We start from the raw sequence: 19,576 nt of genomic DNA, 5'->3' as shown, positions 1-19,576 counted from the left end.
TTCCTTTGAAGTGGTTTTTTTTGTATTTGTTGTATTAATATCTTTTTAACTACCCCGTCTTTTTGCGTTGCAAAAATCCACCCCTTCAAGGAAGGAGAATTAGGGTCAGGAAAAGCTTGAGGTAAATATTTATTTCTTTTCCCATTGAATTCCTCAACGCTACTCTATATCACAAATCACGGAACCTCCAAAAAACTCTCAAACTCTCCTACTCTCCACAACCTACTTATCTCCTTTCAGTTTCTGCTGATATTCTGTAGGCGGTACCCCAATTACTTTTTTAAAGATATTACTGAATGAAGAAAGGCTGTTATAGCCTACCATCATCGCTATTTCGTACATATTGTATTTGCCTTCCAACATTAATTCCAGTGAACGGGTGATTCTCAGCGCCCGTAAAAAACGGACGTAATTCATGCCTAAAATCTCTTTAAACTTCCGAGAGAGAGTTCTGGTGCTCATTCCGAATTCTTTCGCCGTAGATTCAATGGTAAGAGGTTTTTCAAGGTTAGCATGGATGTATTTGGCAATCTTCAGAAGGGTTTCATCTTTTGGAAAAGGATGCTGAACCGGAAAAGCCAGCTTTTTATCTCTTTTTTCGGGAAGAATTCCTTTTAAGGCTTTAAGGAAATAATATTTAGCACCATCATTTTTTGTGATTTTCCCATCCCAGTCTTTGGTATACAAGATCATTTCCCTGAGCAAGTGACTGACCGAATAGATATTAATTTCATCAAAGAAGCCACTTTCATTCTCCTCTTTTTTAAAATAAAAATTGTATAAATCTACTTTTGGGCTGGTTGAGAAAATATAATGCGGAGTTCCTGCCGGGATCCACATAAAGCATCTTGCCGGAAGATACCAATGTTTAAGATCCGTAAAAACATGAACGATTCCGCCTTCTGCATATACCAACTGGGCAGAACTGTGATGATGAATATCTGTGGTAACATCTCCTGTAAGCACATTATACACATAAAATTCTGCATCATCATCTTCTACCGCTTTAAAATGGCTGTCATTCATACAATAAAGGTATAAAGAAAATTTTAAATTGGCGTAAATGAGCAAATCTTTTTCTGCTTTCACAAATCAGGTCCCATACTTCGCATCGTAACTTTGCAACATCAAAATCATTTTAGCAAAAATCCTTTAATTAAATTATGAATATGATATTTAACGCATGTAAATATCAGTGCATGACGTTGTGCTTACTGCTTACAGGCAGTTTTTTACACTCACAAATGATCGATTATCAGCATATCAGCCTTCAACAGGCTATTGAGACCGGTTTGAAAAACAACAAAAATATACAGATAAGCCACTTAAAAAAGGAAATGTCTGTCACCAGGGAAAAGGATCTTGCCATGGAAAAACTTCCGGATATAGAATTTCACACCAGCTATAGTCAGGTAACTAATCTTTTCCAGCATCAAAACGGCATTTTCAATAAAGCCACGAAATATGATGTTATTAACGGGATGTATGATTTTACGCTTTCGGCATCAATACCTGTGTATATGGGTGGGAAAATCAGGAATTCAGAGAAAAAAGCTTCTATTGATACCGAAATTTCAGCCTTGCAAACCCATCAGGATGAAAGGCAGCTTAAAATGGAGATCATTACTGCTTTTCTTCAGATCCATCATTTAAAGGAACAGCAAAATCTTATCAATGATAAAATGAAAGAGGATTCTGTAAATATAAAACAGGTAAAAGCTTTAAAAGCCAATGGAGTTGTTACGGTAAATGAAGTTCTGAGAACAGCTTTACAGCTTTCCAACCATACTATGAGCTGGACAGAACTGGACAACGATATACAAATTGCTGAACACAAGCTTAAAACCATCCTTTCTCTTCCTGAAAACCAGGAAATGCATGTAGATACGGAGGATCTTATCTCCGACAGAGCTACGATTCCCTATATTGATGAACTGACAGAAACTGCTTTAAGTAAGAACGAATCCGTAGAAATGACCCACAAAAATCTTTCGTTAAAAGAACTGGATCAAAAAATTATAAAAGCAAATTATTTACCCAAAATTATGGCAGGAGGAGAATACTTTATCAAATATCCCAATATGATGTTTTTCCCTCCTGAGCCCTACGCCTACCGTTTGGGAATGCTTGGAGTGAATCTTACTTATCCCATCGAAAATCTGTATAAAAACAAATACAAGATGCAGGAAGCCCGGGAAAATATTGATCTGGCAAAGCTCCAGATTGAAGAGAATGATGAAAAGGTAAGACATACCGTTTATGAAGCTTATAAAAAATTCGAAGAAACCGATCAGAAAGTGAAGATTGCTGAAGAAGCCATTGGCCAGGCCAAAGAAAACTACCGTATTGTAAAGACAAAATATGCGAATAAACTAAGCCTGATCACAGAACTCATCGATGCAGATAATGCTTATCTGGAAGCTGAATCCAATCTTATCTCCGTAAAAATTAACCGACAACTAAAATATTATCAACTCCAGTACACGATTGGAAACTTATAAAAACTATGGCAAAGAAACAACTGACACAAAAGGAAAAAAGAATCAACAAGTCAATTACACTTCTGGCCTGGATCCTGATCATCAGCGGCATCACAGGCATGGTAAGTTTCTATCTCTTCTCAAGAAAAAACGTCACCACAAACGATGCTCAGATCGAACAGTATATTACCCCTGTTTCCAGTAAGGTTTCAGGATTCATTAAAAGCATACGTTTTGAAGAAAACCAGTTCGTGCACAAAGGAGATACCTTGATTGTTATCGATAACAGGGAATTTGTCAACCAGGTAAAAATGGCTGAGGCCAGCCTTCATGCCAATGCAGAAAACATCACAACCATTGAAAGTGGGGTTAATACAAAGAAAATTGATTCAAAGATTATTGATGCCAAAATAGCTTCAGCAAAAATTGATATATGGAGAACGGAACAGGATTTTAAGAGGTATAAGAACCTGGTTTCTGAAGACGCCGCTACCGAACAGCAGTTTGAGAATATAAAAGCCTCTTACGAGCAGGCCAAAGCCAATCTTTTAGCCTTAGAACAACAGAAAAATTCAGTAAAAGCTGGTGCTAATGAACAGCAGACCAAAGTTGCCCCGGTAAAAAGCCAGATCCAGCAGAGTTCCGCAAATCTTAATAATGCCAGACTTTTTCTTTCATATACTGTGATCACCGCTCCGTACGATGGCTGGGTAGGCAAAAAAACAATCCAGGAAGGACAGCTGATCAAAGAAGGCCAGGCTCTGGTACAAATGGTAAGCAAAGAAAAATGGATCATTGCCAATTATAAGGAGACCCAACTCGGCCAGATTGATACAAAACAGGAAGTAACAATTACTGCAGATGCCTATCCTGAAATTGAGTTTAAAGGAAAAGTAGTTTCCGTATCGCCAGCATCAGGCTCACAGTTTTCTCTGGTAAAGCCTGATAATGCTACGGGAAACTTTGTCAAAATCGAACAGAGATTTCCGGTAAAAATCATTCTCAATACCAATCAAAATAACGAAAAACTGCTTTCCGGAATGAATGTCCTGGTGAGCGCGAAGAAGATATAAAGTTTTTGTGTGGGAGGGTTTTAAGCTTTTAGAATTTTAGAGTGAAAGATAGTAAACAAATCCAATTTCTACATCAATAACAGCCAGATTAGATTTTTTTAGCGGAAAGACGGGACTGCAGCGACAGGCTTTTGGTTATTCTTTAGCGTTTGTCATCTTACCTTTTACTTTTACATTCTGCTCTTTGTCTTTCCGCATTTTATTTCGATGAAAAAGTGAAAAAATATCTATGCCTTCGTATTAAATTAATAATCACCAATTATCGCATTTACACATCTTATGCAGCATAATACAGTTTATCACAAATGGGTCCCGCAATGGCTGAAGCTGCCGCTTCTGGTGTTGGCTCTATTTCCCCACCTGATGTTGTTGTCGCTTTTGCATTCCAATAGCGCCTTCACTTCTTCTTTTATGGATGTAGATTCAGATGACATCCAGTATTTATTGATTCTAATGTATGGAACCTTTGTGGTCACTCTTTTGGTTTTACAGAGGTTTATGGCTTATTTCAGCGTTAAATATTATGTTTTGCTGATGTCTTCCATTTCTGTGATCATTCTTTATGCCCTCTCGGTTACCAACAATTACCAGGTCATCCTGGTCATAAGATTTCTGGAAGGCATTTTCGGGCTGCTGGAAGGCGCTATTTTTCTCCCACTGATCATTGCTGAATTGAAAACCAAACACGCTAAGGTAATAGCCTATCTTTTCATGTATACCATCATGCTCACAGGAGGAACAGTCACTACATCACTACTTAAATCAAGCATTGAAAATTATGATTTCCGGCATATGATCTTGATGATGGTTTATTTTCATGTTTTTGTCCTGGTTATCGGAATCGCTCTTTTCAATACCAACCGGTTTTTTCCTAAAATGCCGCTTTATCAACTGGACATCACAAGTTGGTTCCTGTTGTGGGCCTGTCTTCAGTCAGGAGGGTATGCCATCATTTACGGAAAAAGACTGATGTGGTTTGAGTCTGATACCATTATCATGTGTCTTTTTATATTTCTTCTTTCAGGAGGATTGTTTATGCTGAAGCAAAGGAATTCCAAAAGACCGATCTTTCATTTTGAAGTATTCAGCTCAAAGAATGTGATTGCCGGGATGATCCTTTTTTTTATTTTTTATCTGATCCGTTCCGGCCTGAACAATGTTTACAGCATTATGGCAACGGTCTGGAAATGGCCATGGGACTATATTGTCAACATTCAATACTGGAATGTGGCAGGGACGTTTATTGGTATTTTTTTATCGGGGATCTGCCTGATGCGTGGCATTTCTTCAAGGATTGTTTTTTTTACCGGATTTTTGCTGCTGGCAGTAGACTGTGCATGGTTTACGTATACATTTTATCCGGACACTACCCTTTCTACAATCTGCCCGCCTTTACTTCTGCAGGGAATTGCTCAGGGCTTACTGTTTACGCCCCTTGTTTTCTTTCTTATTTCCGGAACGCCGGAAGAATATCTCTCCAATGCAACAGCTTTAGGAACTACAACCCGTTTCTGGACCACTGCTATCGGCTATGCTTTAATGCAGAACCTGATGCTTTTTTTAACCTTAAAGCATTCTGATACTTTAAGCTTTAATCTTACAGATACCAATCCGGTTTTTTACAGTCAATGGAACCAGATATTCGGAGCTCAACTCTCTAAACTGCCCGTGAATGAGTCTTTATCAGTGACTGCCGGAGCCTTTAAAGCAAAAATAACAGCCCAGTCGATCCTCCTTTCCAATATGGAAATTTTCACAGGACTGTTCTGGCTGGCATTGATCACGGCGTTTGCTTTACTGCTTTACCACCCTATGAAAATTGCGGTGAGAAATATTATGTGATTTTAGGCCGAAAATTTGCTGTACTTTCCGAAATTTGAATTGTAATGGGAATTCAGGAAATCGTAGATCATCAGAAAGCTTTTTTCAAGACACAGCAAACGAAGAATATCAAGTTCAGAAAAATGTATCTTGAAAAGCTCCGTGATATTATTATAAAGAATGAAGAGCTTTTGTATGAAGCTGTTTACAAAGATTTCGGCAAATCAAAGTTTGATACTTTTACCACAGAGATTTCCTTTGTTTTGAATGATATTAAGTATTATCTGAAGAATTTAAATGCACTTTCAAAACCTAAAAGAGTCAGGACCAACCTGGCCAATCAACTTGGAAAAAGTAAAATTTATCCAGAACCTCTAGGAAATGTTCTTGTTATAGGTGCATGGAATTATCCTTATCAATTGTCGCTTTCCCCTGTAATTGCTGCGCTGGCAGCAGGAAACTGTTGCGTTTTAAAACCAAGTGAAATTGCAGAAAACACAATGAAGGCAATGGCAAAAATCATCAATGAAAATTTCCCTCCCGAATATCTGTATGTGTATGAAGGCGGTATTGGTGAAACCACAGAGCTTTTAAAGTTAAAATTCGACAAAATATTCTTTACCGGAAGCACTAAGGTTGGAAAGATCATTTATCAGGCTGCTGCAGAACATTTAACGCCTGTTGTGCTTGAATTGGGCGGAAAATCGCCCGCTATTGTAACCAAAGATGCAGATCTTGAGGTAGCTGCCAAAAGAATTATATGGGGGAAATTCCTCAATGCCGGACAAACCTGTGTAGCACCGGATTATCTGCTGGTCGAAGAACCTATCCATGAACAGTTTTTGGAAACACTGAGAAAGTATATTATGGAATTTAAGTACGGATCGGACTCTGAACATTATACAAGAATTATCAATCAAAGAAACTTCCAACGTTTGGTAAAGCTAATCGATAAAGAGAAAATTTACTTTGGTGGAAATTTCGATGAAAAGAACCTATTTATAGAGCCTACCCTTCTGAATAATGTAAGCTGGGAAGATGATGTTATGCAGGAAGAAATTTTCGGCCCAATACTTCCTGTTATTAGCTTTACCAATTTTAATTTGGTTCTTACTACCATCCTGGAGTTTGAAAAACCGCTGGCCGCTTATCTTTTTACCCGGAATTCTGAAGAAAAAGAAGCGTTCACCACGAAATTGTCGTTTGGTGGAGGATGCATTAATGATGTGATCATGCATTTAGGAAATGACCGTCTTCCTTTTGGAGGGGTTGGAAACTCAGGTATTGGAAGTTATCATGGAGTATATGGTTTTGAGGCATTTTCTCATCAGAAATCCATTCTTGAAAAAGCAACCTGGGGCGAGCCTGATATAAAATATCCGCCTTATTCAGATAAAAAATTAAGCTGGATCAGGAAACTGCTGTAAATAAAAAAACCGGGAAGAATTTCCCGGTTATATTTTTTATGACTTTGGAGCCCACTGGTCAAAGAACTCTTTTACTTTTTCTTTGCTGTATCCTTTTCCTTCTTCAAGAACAGAACTGTCTTTTAAAACATGAATCATTTTTCCGTTTTTATCCAAAACTATGAAAAAAGGATAGCCAAGCTTTTCTTTAATGTCCACATATTTAGCAAAAATTTTTTCATTTTTATTTTCCGGGGAATAATTCAAATGATAATACAGATAGTTTTTATCTACAGTTTCCTTCAACTCAGGAGTGTTTTGAACAAAATTATTAAAGCGCAGGCACCAGATACACCAGTTTCCTCCGGCCTGAATCACAATATTCTTACCTTCTTTTTTAGCCTGAGCTACTAGCTTGTTAATATCAGCTTCAGCATTAGCTTTAGGATCATAAGGTTTGGGAAGTTTTGCTTTTTCTTCTGCTGCTTTCTTCTTCGCATCCAGCTCTGCATGATCAGGTTTTACCAGAAGGGCATTATCCTGCTTTCTTGCTTCCGGTACATTTTTGGTTTCCTGAGAAAAAGCAAGTATGCTTAGTCCAAGAAAAGCTATGATCGACAATTTTTTCATAACATAAAAATAAAAAAAATAATACTTATTGCAAGCAAAAATAGAACCATAATTTTATTATCACTAGATTTGCATGTTTTATGAATTTCCTAATCAAAATATTATATCTCATTTCTAAACTTCCGCTTAAAGTATTGTATATTTTTTCGGACGTTATGTTTTTCTTAAATTATTATCTGGTAGGCTATCGCAAGAAGGTAATTACGCAGAATCTCCAAAACTCTTTTCCTGAGAAGTCTGAGGAAGAAATAAGAATTATAAGAAAGAAATTTTATCTTAATTTTTCAGATTATCTTGTAGAAACCATTAAATCTTTCAGTATTTCTGAAACGGAATCCCGGGTAAGAATGCAGCACATCAATCAGGAAGCATTCCATGAAGCTAAAGCAGAAGGAAAAAATGTGATCATGCTTGCCGGACACGTTTTTAACTGGGAATGGATGAATGCTTTCGCAAGAATTATTCCGCAGAAACATTGCCATCCGGTATACAGAAAAGTAAACAGTGATTTCTGGGAGAACCAGATGAAAAAAGTTAGGAATAAGTTTGGGAATGAAGCTCTGGAAGCCAATGAAGTGATCTTGAATATCTTCAGGTCTAAAAATGATGGTGAATCGGCTTATATGTTTGTAGCGGATCAGACCCCGCATGTTGCCCACGTCAATTACGGATTAGAGTTCCTGCACCAGAGAACCCCTGCATTTATAGGATACGATAAGCTGGCTACCAGAATGGACCTTGCCTTCATTTACTGTGAAATGAAGAAAGTAAAACGGGGATACTACCAGGTAAACTACCACAGGATCTATCCTGACGGTGAAAAGTTTACGGAACATGAAGTGGTAAGAAAATTTCATAAGCTTCTGGAAAACACTTTACATAAGCACCCGGACAATTATCTCTGGTCACACAGAAAATGGAAGTACCAGGATTCTATTAAATCGTTTGATGCTGAAAAAATATAATCCTGATGCCTAAAAATTTAGCAGTTGTTATTTTAAACTGGAACGGTAAAAACTGGCTTGAAAAATTTCTTCCCAGTGTTGTTGGTTTTTCCCAGGATGCAGATATTTATGTGATAGACAACCTTTCTACCGATGATTCTATAGAATTTGTACAGACTCATTTTCCTATCGTAAAAATCGTTAAAAACAATCAGAATTATGGTTTTGCAGGGGGGTATAATGAAGGTTTAAAGGAAATAAAAAACGAATATTATTGCCTTCTCAATTCTGATGTGGAGGTTACCGAAAACTGGATCAATCCTGCCTTGAATCTGCTTGAAAAAGATCCTTCTATCTCGGCCGTACAGCCTAAAATTTTATCTTTCAACAATAAAAAGCAGTTTGAATTTGCCGGTGCTGCCGGAGGTCTTATTGACAATCTGGGCTACCCCTACTGCCGGGGACGTATATTTGACGACCTTGAAGAGGATAACGGCCAGTATGATGATGAAACAGAGATATTCTGGGCTTCAGGATGTTGCTTTTTTGTTCGTTCAAAAGATTTTTGGGAGCAAAATGGTTTCGATGAAAGGTTTTTTGCTCATCAGGAAGAGATTGATCTTTGCTGGAGACTGATTAATTCCGGGAAGAAGATCTTTTATACGGGAAAATCAAAAGTATACCATGTAGGGGGCGGAACCCTGAATAAGCAAAGTGCACAAAAGACTTATTTAAACATCAGAAACAATCTTTCTATGATGTTGAAAAATCTACCATTTCCTAAACTGATAGGGCTCATATTTTTCAGGCTGTGCTTAGACGGAATTGCAGGAATTTATTTCGGACTCAAGAATGGATTTCCACACCTTTGGGCTGTGGTAAGGGCTCATTTCGGATTTTATGGGCAACTTCCAGGAACATGGAAACTTCGTCAAAGGCATCAGAAAAATACATTCTACCAGTCGAAGTGGCTGATCTTCAGACATTTTTTAGGTGGAAGGAAGTAGGGATTAGGGATTAGAGAAATAAAGTACAATATCTGACGCTTAAAGGAGTATAGTATTTTACAGGAAAAATTCTTAACTTCAAAAACTTTAACCCTTGAATGTTAAATAAAACCAGCATCTAACCAATCAGCAACACATAATTCTTAACTCATCACTCAAAAAAATGGATTTCTGCGCAATAGATTTTGAAACAGCCACTCACGAAAAAAGTTCAGCGTGTGAAATGGGCATATGTGTTGTTCAGAATTCCAAAATCGTAGAAACGAAAACCTGGCTGATCAAACCGCCCAGTTTCCCTTATTTCAGCAGATTTAATATTGGTGTTCACGGGATAACTCCGGAAGACGTGCAGGATGCTCCTACTTTTGATGAGATCTGGTATGAAGCTGAAGAAATGATGTATGGCACCCTGATGATCGCGCATAATGCAAGCTTTGATGCAGGGGTTTTAAGGGGCTGTTTTGAGCATTACGGCATGTTTACCCCAAAACTGAATTACCTTTGCAGCATTCAGCTGGCTAAAAAATCATGGAATTATCTTCCGAAATACGGTCTGAAACATCTGGCGGAACATCATCAGATCAACCTTAACCATCACCGGGCCGGGGACGATGCAGAAGCCTGTGCAAAAATTGCCCTGCTGGCTTTTGAAAAATTAATTATTACTGAAAATGAAGAAATACACGAGTCTTTTCTAAAGTATATTAAAAAATTATAACTTAAAAAGCCTCTACTACCGACTGCTATTCACAATCATTATTTTATTTCCTACACCATCTCAAAAGGAATACTCCTAATTGCTTAACACTTCAGAGAGCAGGTTGAATTTTGGAATCTCAATTTCAAAAGTTTCCTGGGTATCCATGTTTTTAACAAGGTATTTTCCGCTCATATTTCCTACTCCGGACCGAAGCATCACATTGGAGAAATAAGCAAAATTTTCGCTTACAGGAATCTCTGGTGTCAATCCTATTACACCATCTCCTGTAATCTCAGTGTATCCAAAGCCTACATCGAAGATCAGCCATTTTCTTTTCAGTACTTTAATCGGAAAGCTGCCGTCATTTTCTATCGTAATATTATACTTGAAGACGTAACGGTTTTCAGATGGATAACTGTTTTTACTATCATATTCAGGTATTACTGAAACTTTGATATTGGAAGTCATTTTTGAGAACATCATCTTAGTATTTCTTTAACAGATACAAAAATCTCGCCTTTTTAGGGCGAGATTGTGTTAATATTAAAATTTCTTAAAATTTATAATCCAAGACCTTTTCTTTCGTCACCTCCCATTAGTATTTCAACAGGGTTGTCGATACCTTCTTTTACCGCTACAAGGAATCCTACAGATTCTTTTCCGTCGATAATTCTGTGGTCATAAGACATTGCCACATACATCATTGGTCTGATCACTACCTGTCCGTCAACCGCTACCGGTCTTTGGATAATGTTGTGCATTCCAAGGATAGCAGACTGCGGAGGGTTGATGATTGGTGTAGACATCATAGATCCGAAAGTACCACCGTTTGTAATAGTGAATGTACCTCCAGTCATTTCATCAACTGTAATTTTACCGTCTCTTACTTTAGTTGCAAGATCTTTGATATTGGCTTCAACTCCAGCGAAAGACATGTTTTCGGCGTTTCTCAATACCGGAACCATTAATCCTTTAGGACCTGAAACCGCGATTGAGATATCGCAGAAATCATAGTTGATCTTGTAATCTCCGTCGATAGATGCATTTACATCCGGATACATCTGTAATGCTCTTGTCACCGCTTTTGTAAAGAAAGACATAAAGCCTAGTCCTACTCCATGTTTCTGAGCAAATTCTTCTTTATATAGTTTTCTTAGTCTGAAGATTTCAGACATGTCAACTTCATTGAAAGTTGTCAACATGGCTGTTTCGTTCTTTACAGAAACTAATCTTGAAGCGATTTTTCTTCTTAGAACTGAAAGTTTAGTCGTCGTTGTAGTACGAGCTCCTGTTGCCGTAGAAGGGCTTCCTCCTAAAGCAGGAACAGCAGCTAATTCTGCATCAGTCTTAGTGATTCTTCCGTCTCTTCCGCTTCCTGAAACCTGTCCAGCCTCAATACCTTTCTCATCAAGAATCTTTTTAGCTGCAGGAGACGGAGCTCCTGTTGCATACGTTTGTGGAGCCGGTGCCGGAGCAGCTGGTTTTGGAGCTTCCTGTTTAGCTGGTTCAGCAGCTTTTGGAGCTTCTTCCTGTTTTGGAGCTTCTGCAGCCGGTGCGCTTGCGCCTTCAGGTTTTGCAGCATCCATATCAATTAAACAAACTACCTGGCCAACCTGTACTACATCACCCTCTTCTGCTTTTAACGTGATTACACCGCTTTGTTCTGCAGGCAATTCAAGAGTTGCTTTATCTGAGTCTACTTCTGCGATTGGCTGATCTTTTTCTACATAATCACCATCTTTCACAAGCCAAGTTGCAATTTCAACTTCTGTAATGGATTCTCCCGGTGAAGGAACTTTCATTTCTAAAACTGACATATTGAGTATTTTTTATTTTTTTAATTGGGTATTATTCTTAATTACGCTGTAACGGGTCTTTTTGCTGGAGCATCATCTCTGTCGAAAACTCTGTTGATCACTGCATTCTGGTTTTTCTCAAACATTTTGTGGCTTCCCGGAGCTGGAGCACCGCTTGGTACCGGAGCTACTACCTGGATTCCTGTGTCTCTGAAGTTTCTCAGGATATAAGACCACGCTCCCATGTTTTCTGGTTCTTCCTGAGCCCAAACCAATTGTGTTCTGTTACTATACTTGCTGAAGATCGTTTCTAATGCATCTGCCTGAAGCGGATACAGCTGCTCCAATCTTACCAGTGCAATATTTTCACAGTTAAGCTCTTCTTTCTTCGCTAATAATTCGAAGTATAATTTACCTGAACACAATACTAATTTTTCTACTTTTTTAGGGTCTGCTGTAGGATCGTCCAAAATCGGCTGGAATGAACCGTTTGCAAAATCTTCCAGTGGAGAAACCACTTTCGGATGTCTCAACAGAGATTTAGGGCTCATTACGATCAACGGCTTTCTGAATGTCCATTTAAGCTGTCTTCTTAATAAGTGGAAGTAGTTAGCAGGTGAAGTGATATTGGCTACCACCATATTTTCGTTCGCACAAAGCGTTAAGAATCTTTCTAATCTTGCTGAAGAGTGTTCTGCACCCTGACCTTCTGAACCGTGAGGTAGTAACATTACCAATCCGTCCTGAATCTTCCATTTTTCCTCTGCAGCAGCCAGATACTGGTCAACGATGATCTGAGCACCGTTCACAAAGTCTCCGAACTGAGCTTCCCAGATCGTCAGTGTATTAGGAGAAGCCATTGCATATCCGTAGTCGAAACCTAAGACTCCGTATTCTGAAAGGTGAGAGTTGAATACATCAAATCTGCTTTCTGATACATGTCTTAATGGGATATATTCTTCTTCTGTATCTTCAGTTTTCACCACCGCATGTCTGTGGGAGAATGTTCCTCTCTCTACATCTTCTCCGGAAATTCTCACATTATGCCCTTCCACAAGAAGTGTTGCATAGGCCAACCATTCTCCAAGAGCCCAGTCTAATGAATTTCCTTCGATAGCCTTAACACGGTTATCAAACAGTCTTGTAATTTTATTGATGAACTTTTTATCAGCAGGAAGAGATGACATTTTAATCGCCAGCTCTTTAAGTTTAGCCAGGTCATATTTTGTATCTACAGGAATCTGAACTGCCCCTCTTTTTCCGATTGGATAATTGGTCCAGTCTTCTGCCATGAAAAGATCCATTGCATTTTTTTCGATCTCTTTGGAAGCATCAAAGTCTTTATCTAAAAGTGCTTTGAAATCTGATTCCATTTTTGCAATAAGATCATTGGATGTAATGCTGTCCTTAAGTAATTTATCTTTATAAATTTCTCTTGGATTAGGATGTTTAGAAATTAGTTTATACAAATTAGGCTGTGTGAATCTAGGTTCATCACCTTCATTGTGTCCATATTTTCTGTATCCTAATAAATCGATATAAACGTCTTTACCAAATTTCGCTCTAAAATCTGCTGCAAAATGCATGGCATGAACTACCGCTTCAGCATCATCTGCATTAACGTGCATTACAGGTGATTCTGTTACTTTTGCAATGTCTGTACAGTATGTTGAAGATCTGGCATCAGCATAGTTTGTGGTAAATGACACCTGATTGTTGACAACGATATGAACAGTTCCTCCTGTTCTGTACCCTTCTAAGGTCATCATCTGAGCTACTTCATATGCAATTCCCTGTCCTGCAATAGCACCGTCACCGTGGATCACGATAGGAAGAATTTTGGAACCGTCTCCTTTGTATTTGTCATCTATTTTCGCACGGCAGATTCCTTCTACAAGAGCAGCTACGGTTTCAAGGTGAGACGGGTTCGGGGTAAGGTTGATGGCCACTTCTTCTCCGGAAGCGGTTTTCACTTTTTTAGATGATCCTAAGTGATACTTAACGTCCCCTGAGAATACATCCTCTTCAAATTCTTTTCCTTCAAATTCTGAGAAGATTTGCTTATAAGATTTTCCGAAAATGTTTGATAAAACATTCAGTCTTCCTCTGTGGGCCATTCCTAATACCACTTCATCCACTCCAAGTTGAGAAGATCGTGAGATCAGCTGATCCAATGCGGGAATTAATGTTTCGCCTCCTTCCAGAGAGAATCTTTTCTGTCCTACAAATTTTGTGTGAAGATAGTTTTCAAAAGCTACTGCCTGATTCAATTTTAATAAAATCTCAGTTTTCTCATTGGCAGAAAGGCTTGGGTGGTTTTCGTTCACCTGAAGCCACTTCTTAATGAAATCTTTTTCTTCAACATTGTTGATATACGTATACTCTACCCCGATAGAATCGCAGTAGATATTTTCCAAATGCTTGATCAGGTCCTGTAATGTAGCAGGCTCTTTCATTCCTGTTTCAACAGCACAGTTGAATTTTGTGTTTAAATCCTCCTTGCTCAAACCGAAGTTCTCGATGTCTAAAGTAGGCGTATAATGTCTTCTTTCTCTGACAGGATTTGTTTTTGTGAACAGGTGCCCTCTTGTTCTGTAAGCCTCGATAAGGTTTACTACCTTGAACTCTTTTTTGATGTGCTCAGGAACTTCTCCGCCGGCTACTGCCTGAGAGATCTGCTGTACTGCCGGAGCAGCATTGGCCGGAGCCTGGATATATTGGATGTTATCGTCATCTCCATAGTTCTCCAAAGCAAAATCAAAGCCTTGAAAAAAGGCTTTCCATGATGGCTCTAAAGAATCCGGGAATTTTAAGTACTGTTGGTATAAATCCTCAATTAACTGAGAATGAGCTGCGTTTAGGAATGAAAATCTGTCCATTATTACAGTTTATCTATTATTAAAATTTATTTGTAGAATTAATCTTCAAATTTAATAAAAAAAACCGAGTTAAGACAGCCTGAAACCGTTAAAAAAAATTAAGAAAAAAATAATCGAAAAAAAATCACTTAAACACTGATAATGAGAGCTTAATATTCACCTCCTGCCCTTCAATCGGACGTTCAATAAAGGTCTGCCGGATATCTCCGAAGCGCATCTCGTCTTTTTTAGCCTTCTGAATCAGCTGCTGAACCGCCCGTATTCTGCCCTCGTAGCTTCCTTTGTAGTACATCACATAATTTTGAGAAGGATTTACAGTCCGGAAATTGAAATTATTATCCGGAACTCCTATCTTTTTGGAAAGAGGAATTCCCAGGAAATAAGAAACTTCTTTGTCTTTGTAATTATCGGCATCGGTAATCAGTACCGGGAAGCCAAATTCATCGTCTTTTTTACCGAGATCCATTGTGACATAGTTATACACTTTGCTGTAATTCATAACGATGTTTTTATACAGTGCTTCTTTCTTATTGGATGCACTTACATTGATGCCCAGCAACAGCTTATCTTCCTCGTTTTCCACCATGAGACTGTCATACTTGATGGAAGCCATCTGATTGTCTTTTTCCACTTTATTGCCCAAAACATTTTTCAGATTGACCATGCTTTTATTAATATTTTCGGCAAACCGGTCTTCTGTCCAAAAATTTTCCACTCTTCTGAATACGGAAAGTTTAGGTGTATGCACATACCAAGTAATCTTTGTTTTGTCCGCAGAAACAGGCTTGAACTGAACATCCACTACCGTTGGGCTTTCATTCCTGTCTTCAAAAAGCTGGTATCTCAAGCTTTTAGCAGGATTTTCATACCGGATGAACATTTCTCCGTCCGTATCATTTTTCGGATCTACATAGCTTATTGCACTTCCCTGACCTTCATAAGGGGTATAATAATCGATATCAATTGATGGTGAACTTGTAAAAAAATTGTTCCAGCGGGTAAAATGCTGGAGATTATTAAACTGGGAAAAGACTTTATCTATGGGATAATCGACTTCTTTTTCTATCTTAAAATCCTTGTTTTCGTCCACGAAAAAATACATGGAAGCAGCATAGGCTCCTACCACAAGAACAAGAATTACGGCTATTATTTTAAAAAAACGCATCACGCAAAAGTAAGACAAATAAAAAAAGTAACCAACATCTCAGTTATTTTGAAAAATTCATTTCTAAAATAAGCCACATTACAAAAGTGAATTATTCAATTTTTATTTTTGAAAAAACTGCATTATAATTGGAAATTTCAATTATTAATTTATTATTTTATAAAAATAACTCCACTTTTAAATATCGAAATAACGGTATATTTTTTGATGCGTGAAAAAGCCTAAAATTAAATATTTTTCTATGAAGAAGTTATTTGTATTTCCTTTGATTTTACTTTTTTCAACGGGTTTTTCTCAGTATTCAATTTCAGAAATTCCTGAAGACGGCTATCTTAATAAAAGAAGCTTATATATACAGAAAGAGGAGACCCAATAATGTCTCCTCTTTTATGTATAGCTAGTCAACTAACCATATCTTTCATTATCCGATATGGGTTCCCGAAGGAAGAACAGCTCCTTTTTTCACCACTACAATTCCATCCTGTACGGAATGGGTTCCGTAATCGCCATCCGGAATATGCTTTCCGCCGATAATTTTTACATTGTCGCCGATATAGCAGTTTTTATCAAGAATAGCCATTTCAATATAGCAGTATTTTCCTATTCCCATGTTCGGGTACCCGTTTCTGTCATTAAGCACAATTTCGGTAGTATTCTGGTAGAAATCAGCTCCCATTACGTAAGAATTGACAATCGTACTTCCTTTATCTATTCTGGTCCTGTTCCCAATCACTGAATTCTCAATCTTATCGGCCATGATGATGCATCCATCCCCGAAAACAGCTTTGCTTACGTATGAACCGTTAATTTTGGACGGCGGAAGCATCCTTGCTCTTGTATAAATGGGTGAAGAGGAAAAAAGATTAAACTGCGGAAAGTCCTGACACAGATCCAGGTTGGCTTCGTAGAAAGATTCTATGGTTCCGATGTCTGTCCAGTAGCCTTCATACTGGTAGCTCAGTGTTTTGTATTTTCCGATAGAATTTGGAATAATATCTTTCCCGAAATCATCCCCGGCTCCATCTTCAAACATTTTTTTCAGTATGGTTCTCGTGAAGATATAAATTCCCATCGAGGCCAGATATTCTTTTCCCTTACGCTTGTTTTCTTCTGAAACTTCAGATTTTAAGCCATCCAGAATATCATATTCCGGTTTTTCATAGAAAGATGTAATGTTTCCGTCGTCGTCAGACTTTAAAATTCCGAATCCTCTGGCGTCTTTTGCCACCACGGGAATAGTAGCAATCGTCACATCACCTCCGTTTTTAATGTGAAAATCGAGCATTTCCCTGAAATCCATCTGATAAAGCTGGTCACCGGAAAGGATAAGAATATAGTCGTAATCATATTTTTCCAGATGCTTCATCGACTGGCGGACCGCATCTGCTGTTCCCTGGTACCAGCTGTCGTTTTCCACGTTCTGCTCAGCAGCAAGAATATCTACAAATCCTTTGCTGAAAATGTCAAAGTGATAAGAATTCTTGATATGTGAATTTAAGGAAGCTGAATTGAACTGCGTTAAAACCAGGATCTTATTGAGTCCCGAATTCAGACAGTTGGAAATAGGAATATCTACCAGCCTGTATTTTCCTGCAATAGGAACTGCCGGTTTGGATCTTGAATATGTTAACGGGAATAATCTTGTCCCTCTGCCGCCTCCCAAAACAATGGAGATTACATTTCGTTTCATAGGTATCTTGCGTTTTATTGAATTAAATTTACTGTTCTATTCTTAGTGTTTACTGCTAATCTAAAGCACTCTTTATTTTCATATTTGAGTTCATTATTATACACAATGACCCTAAATTCGCCTTCATTATTAAGTTCAAATACTTCTTTGTCTACGTTATAGACCTCAATGTAATGCTTTTTAAGCTCTTTCCTGAACAATTTACTCGTGATCAGAACATCCATGACATCTACATTCTTCATGGTGAAATCCTGCATATCTTTATCATATGCTGCATGCCAGTCTTTACCATACTTTCTTTCTATTGCAGCATAGGTCCTTTTGTTAATGGCATTTACGGCTCTTTCTTCTTCAGGGCTTATCATACAGCCTGATACAGCATAATGCTTAATTTTCCATTTTTCAGATATTCCATCCATAGTCTCCTGTGCTCCCATTTCAGGCAGTCCGTATCCATAAATCCAATAATATCCGCCATGATAACTTCCTTCATCTTCTTTACATGAAGAAAGCAGGATCATGATGACAAAAAGAAAACCGGAAACTTTCATCACATCAGTTATTATATAAAGCTATATATTTTTCCGCAGATTTCTCCCATGCAAAATCAAATTTCATGTTGGCATGGATAAGATCTTCCATAATTCCTTTTTGGTTATAAATTCCCAATGCCCTGTTCATGGCATGTACTATATCGTCTACTCCCGGATAGGTAAAATTTAATCCCGCTCCTCCGGTTGAAATGTCTTCCACTGTATCTCTGAGGCCTCCGGTATATCTTACAACGGGAACTGTTCCGTACCTCATAGAATACATCTGGTTTAGCCCACATGGCTCCACGCGCGACGGCATCAGCAGAAAGTCCGCGGATGCATAAATCTTATGGGAAAGGTATTCTTTATACCCCAGATCCAGCGCAAAATTGGTATATGTGTATGCATATTCTTTAAGCTTGTTTTCAATATAAGCATTTCCAGAGCCCAGGATCATAATATTCAGTGCACCATAACTCTGCTTAATGCTTTTCCAGACTACATCCGGCAGGAAATCTGCTCCTTTTTCGGTAGCAAATCTTCCTATAAAGGCAAACAGAGGAAGTTCCGGCTTCAAACCATATTCTTTGCAAAGCTTTTCTTTATTTTTCTTCTTTTGGGCTACCGCATTTTTAATATTAAAATTAAAATCCAGCATCGGATCGGTTTCAGGGTCCCATACTTCCGTATCAATCCCGTTGATGATTCCGTATGCTTTTCCGAACTCCTGGCGCACCAGGCTTTCCAGTCCGCGGAAACTGATAAACAGTTCTTCAAGATAACCTTCAGAAACAGTTGTAAAAGCATCTGCACATTTGATCATGCTTGCCAGCGGGTTGATGAGTCCGTTCCAGTCCATTAACCCCCATTTGTAGGAATCAAAATGAGGCATATAATTCGCCATATTCCAGCTCATCATTCCCTGGTACTCTCCATTGTGGATGGTGCCGATAGTTTTTACCCCTTTTAAAAATTCAAATTCAGGACAGTGCTGCGTCATAAAAGGGACTAACCCTGTATGATAATCGTGGCAATGCAATACATCCGGACGGATCTTCATAGCACTCAGCCAATGAAGTACCCCATGCTGAAAGGCTAAAAACTGGAAACTTTCATCCTGATATCCGTAAGGGCTTTCCCTATCTAAAAGTCCGGGAATTTTCACCATATACAATTCAAATCCTAAAGCATCTGTTTTCTCCTTCATGACCTGAACCTGAAGCATATTTTCTCCCTGATGAATAAAGCCATCAAAAACTATGTCAAACTCATGATCATGAACAAAAGATTTATTATACCAGGGCATAACAACCTTGGCTTCTATTCCCTTTATTTTGTTCTGATATTTCGGCAGCGCTCCCACAACATCTGCAAGACCACCTACTTTTGCTACCGGATAACATTCTGTACTTAAATGATATATTACCATAATTTCACTGTCATTTATATTTC

Annotated in this window: 17 protein-coding genes; 8 read left to right on the top strand and 9 right to left on the bottom strand. The window is 38.2% G+C overall.

Annotation, left to right across the window (positions count from 1 at the left end; translation table 11 throughout):
- Positions 1 to 222: 222 nt before the first annotated feature.
- The gene (locus tag V6R96_RS08395; RefSeq protein WP_111958113.1) at positions 223 to 1,026 is read right to left on the bottom strand and encodes an AraC family transcriptional regulator; all 804 of its coding nucleotides are present in this window, start codon (positions 1,024 to 1,026) and stop codon (positions 223 to 225) included.
- A 137-nt stretch (positions 1,027 to 1,163) separates the two neighbouring features.
- Here V6R96_RS08395 and V6R96_RS08390 point away from each other — a divergent pair, with 137 nt between their 5' ends.
- The 4 genes from V6R96_RS08390 (at position 1,164) to V6R96_RS08375 (ending at position 6,801) form a co-directional block, all read left to right on the top strand.
- Positions 1,164 to 2,501 carry a TolC family protein gene (locus V6R96_RS08390; protein WP_336378644.1) on the top strand — a complete coding sequence of 446 codons (1,338 nt, stop codon included), beginning with the start codon at positions 1,164 to 1,166 and terminating at the stop codon, positions 2,499 to 2,501.
- 5 nt (positions 2,502 to 2,506) lie between these two features.
- Complete coding sequence (locus V6R96_RS08385; protein ID WP_336378643.1) at positions 2,507 to 3,553, top strand: HlyD family secretion protein; 1,047 nt, start codon at positions 2,507 to 2,509, stop codon at positions 3,551 to 3,553.
- Between the two features lie 279 nt (positions 3,554 to 3,832).
- Positions 3,833 to 5,395 (top strand): hypothetical protein, encoded by a 1,563-nt coding sequence (locus V6R96_RS08380; RefSeq protein ID WP_336378642.1) that lies wholly within the window; start codon positions 3,833 to 3,835, stop codon positions 5,393 to 5,395.
- A 44-nt stretch (positions 5,396 to 5,439) separates the two neighbouring features.
- Complete coding sequence (locus tag V6R96_RS08375) at positions 5,440 to 6,801, top strand: aldehyde dehydrogenase (RefSeq protein WP_336378641.1); 1,362 nt, start codon at positions 5,440 to 5,442, stop codon at positions 6,799 to 6,801.
- Positions 6,802 to 6,837: 36 nt separating this feature from the next.
- Here the strand turns inward: V6R96_RS08375 and V6R96_RS08370 are convergent, their stop codons facing one another.
- Entirely contained in the window at positions 6,838 to 7,410 is a 573-nt protein-coding gene (locus tag V6R96_RS08370; protein WP_336378640.1) for a thioredoxin family protein, read from the bottom strand.
- Positions 7,411 to 7,490: 80 nt separating this feature from the next.
- On the opposite strand from V6R96_RS08370, the gene V6R96_RS08365 reads away from it, so the two are divergent.
- From V6R96_RS08365 to V6R96_RS08355, 3 genes are all read left to right on the top strand, one after another.
- Positions 7,491 to 8,375 (top strand): lysophospholipid acyltransferase family protein, encoded by an 885-nt coding sequence (locus V6R96_RS08365; RefSeq protein WP_336378639.1) that lies wholly within the window; start codon positions 7,491 to 7,493, stop codon positions 8,373 to 8,375.
- A 5-nt stretch (positions 8,376 to 8,380) separates the two neighbouring features.
- Positions 8,381 to 9,361 (top strand): glycosyltransferase family 2 protein, encoded by a 981-nt coding sequence (locus V6R96_RS08360; RefSeq protein ID WP_336378638.1) that lies wholly within the window; start codon positions 8,381 to 8,383, stop codon positions 9,359 to 9,361.
- Between the two features lie 163 nt (positions 9,362 to 9,524).
- Complete coding sequence (locus tag V6R96_RS08355; RefSeq protein WP_111958131.1) at positions 9,525 to 10,079, top strand: 3'-5' exonuclease; 555 nt, start codon at positions 9,525 to 9,527, stop codon at positions 10,077 to 10,079.
- A gap of 75 nt (positions 10,080 to 10,154) precedes the next feature.
- Here V6R96_RS08355 and apaG read toward each other — a convergent pair whose 3' ends face one another.
- The 4 genes from apaG to V6R96_RS08335 all read right to left on the bottom strand — a co-directional run bounded on the left by apaG (position 10,155) and on the right by V6R96_RS08335 (position 15,901).
- Positions 10,155 to 10,544 carry a Co2+/Mg2+ efflux protein ApaG gene (gene apaG / locus V6R96_RS08350; protein ID WP_111958133.1) on the bottom strand — a complete coding sequence of 130 codons (390 nt, stop codon included), beginning with the start codon at positions 10,542 to 10,544 and terminating at the stop codon, positions 10,155 to 10,157.
- 77 nt (positions 10,545 to 10,621) lie between these two features.
- The gene (gene odhB, locus V6R96_RS08345; protein WP_111958135.1) at positions 10,622 to 11,878 is read right to left on the bottom strand and encodes a 2-oxoglutarate dehydrogenase complex dihydrolipoyllysine-residue succinyltransferase; all 1,257 of its coding nucleotides are present in this window, start codon (positions 11,876 to 11,878) and stop codon (positions 10,622 to 10,624) included.
- A gap of 41 nt (positions 11,879 to 11,919) precedes the next feature.
- Positions 11,920 to 14,736, bottom strand: a complete 2,817-nt coding sequence (locus V6R96_RS08340) for a 2-oxoglutarate dehydrogenase E1 component (RefSeq protein WP_111958137.1) — start codon at positions 14,734 to 14,736, stop codon at positions 11,920 to 11,922.
- A gap of 124 nt (positions 14,737 to 14,860) precedes the next feature.
- Complete coding sequence (locus V6R96_RS08335; protein WP_111958139.1) at positions 14,861 to 15,901, bottom strand: SRPBCC domain-containing protein; 1,041 nt, start codon at positions 15,899 to 15,901, stop codon at positions 14,861 to 14,863.
- Between the two features lie 241 nt (positions 15,902 to 16,142).
- Here V6R96_RS08335 and V6R96_RS08330 point away from each other — a divergent pair, with 241 nt between their 5' ends.
- The gene (locus V6R96_RS08330) at positions 16,143 to 16,277 is read left to right on the top strand and encodes a hypothetical protein (RefSeq protein WP_262901789.1); all 135 of its coding nucleotides are present in this window, start codon (positions 16,143 to 16,145) and stop codon (positions 16,275 to 16,277) included.
- 45 nt (positions 16,278 to 16,322) lie between these two features.
- On the opposite strand, the gene V6R96_RS08325 is transcribed toward V6R96_RS08330, so the two are convergent.
- From V6R96_RS08325 to V6R96_RS08315, 3 genes are read right to left on the bottom strand one after another with little or no spacing between them, the layout of a single operon-like run.
- Complete coding sequence (locus V6R96_RS08325) at positions 16,323 to 17,591, bottom strand: glucose-1-phosphate adenylyltransferase (RefSeq protein ID WP_336378637.1); 1,269 nt, start codon at positions 17,589 to 17,591, stop codon at positions 16,323 to 16,325.
- 14 nt (positions 17,592 to 17,605) lie between these two features.
- Positions 17,606 to 18,142, bottom strand: a complete 537-nt coding sequence (locus V6R96_RS08320) for a hypothetical protein (protein ID WP_336378636.1) — start codon at positions 18,140 to 18,142, stop codon at positions 17,606 to 17,608.
- 4 nt (positions 18,143 to 18,146) lie between these two features.
- Positions 18,147 to 19,553 (bottom strand): glycogen/starch synthase, encoded by a 1,407-nt coding sequence (locus V6R96_RS08315; protein WP_336378635.1) that lies wholly within the window; start codon positions 19,551 to 19,553, stop codon positions 18,147 to 18,149.
- Positions 19,554 to 19,576 lie beyond the last annotated feature (23 nt).

Origin of the sequence: Chryseobacterium sp. CCNWLW53, from assembly GCF_037083525.1 — a bacterium.
In the GTDB taxonomy this organism is placed as follows: domain Bacteria; phylum Bacteroidota; class Bacteroidia; order Flavobacteriales; family Weeksellaceae; genus Chryseobacterium; species Chryseobacterium lathyri.
The sequence above is the reverse complement of the archived record's forward strand: the minus strand, read 5'-3'. Positions and strand labels throughout refer to the sequence as shown.

Bases quoted from the DNA above. Each gene is read 5' to 3' on its own strand.
- V6R96_RS08395 (WP_111958113.1), bottom strand. From the start codon at position 1,026: ATGAATGACAGCCATTTTAAAGCGGTAGAAGATGATGATGCAGAATTT.
- V6R96_RS08390 (WP_336378644.1), top strand. From the start codon at position 1,164: ATGAATATGATATTTAACGCATGTAAATATCAGTGCATGACGTTGTGC.
- V6R96_RS08385 (WP_336378643.1), top strand. From the start codon at position 2,507: ATGGCAAAGAAACAACTGACACAAAAGGAAAAAAGAATCAACAAGTCA.
- V6R96_RS08380 (WP_336378642.1), top strand. From the start codon at position 3,833: ATGCAGCATAATACAGTTTATCACAAATGGGTCCCGCAATGGCTGAAG.
- V6R96_RS08375 (WP_336378641.1), top strand. From the start codon at position 5,440: ATGGGAATTCAGGAAATCGTAGATCATCAGAAAGCTTTTTTCAAGACA.
- V6R96_RS08370 (WP_336378640.1), bottom strand. From the start codon at position 7,410: ATGAAAAAATTGTCGATCATAGCTTTTCTTGGACTAAGCATACTTGCT.
- V6R96_RS08365 (WP_336378639.1), top strand. From the start codon at position 7,491: ATGAATTTCCTAATCAAAATATTATATCTCATTTCTAAACTTCCGCTT.
- V6R96_RS08360 (WP_336378638.1), top strand. From the start codon at position 8,381: ATGCCTAAAAATTTAGCAGTTGTTATTTTAAACTGGAACGGTAAAAAC.
- V6R96_RS08355 (WP_111958131.1), top strand. From the start codon at position 9,525: ATGGATTTCTGCGCAATAGATTTTGAAACAGCCACTCACGAAAAAAGT.
- apaG (WP_111958133.1), bottom strand. From the start codon at position 10,544: ATGATGTTCTCAAAAATGACTTCCAATATCAAAGTTTCAGTAATACCT.
- odhB (WP_111958135.1), bottom strand. From the start codon at position 11,878: ATGTCAGTTTTAGAAATGAAAGTTCCTTCACCGGGAGAATCCATTACA.
- V6R96_RS08340 (WP_111958137.1), bottom strand. From the start codon at position 14,736: ATGGACAGATTTTCATTCCTAAACGCAGCTCATTCTCAGTTAATTGAG.
- V6R96_RS08335 (WP_111958139.1), bottom strand. From the start codon at position 15,901: ATGCGTTTTTTTAAAATAATAGCCGTAATTCTTGTTCTTGTGGTAGGA.
- V6R96_RS08330 (WP_262901789.1), top strand. From the start codon at position 16,143: ATGAAGAAGTTATTTGTATTTCCTTTGATTTTACTTTTTTCAACGGGT.
- V6R96_RS08325 (WP_336378637.1), bottom strand. From the start codon at position 17,591: ATGAAACGAAATGTAATCTCCATTGTTTTGGGAGGCGGCAGAGGGACA.
- V6R96_RS08320 (WP_336378636.1), bottom strand. From the start codon at position 18,142: ATGAAAGTTTCCGGTTTTCTTTTTGTCATCATGATCCTGCTTTCTTCA.
- V6R96_RS08315 (WP_336378635.1), bottom strand. From the start codon at position 19,553: ATGGTAATATATCATTTAAGTACAGAATGTTATCCGGTAGCAAAAGTA.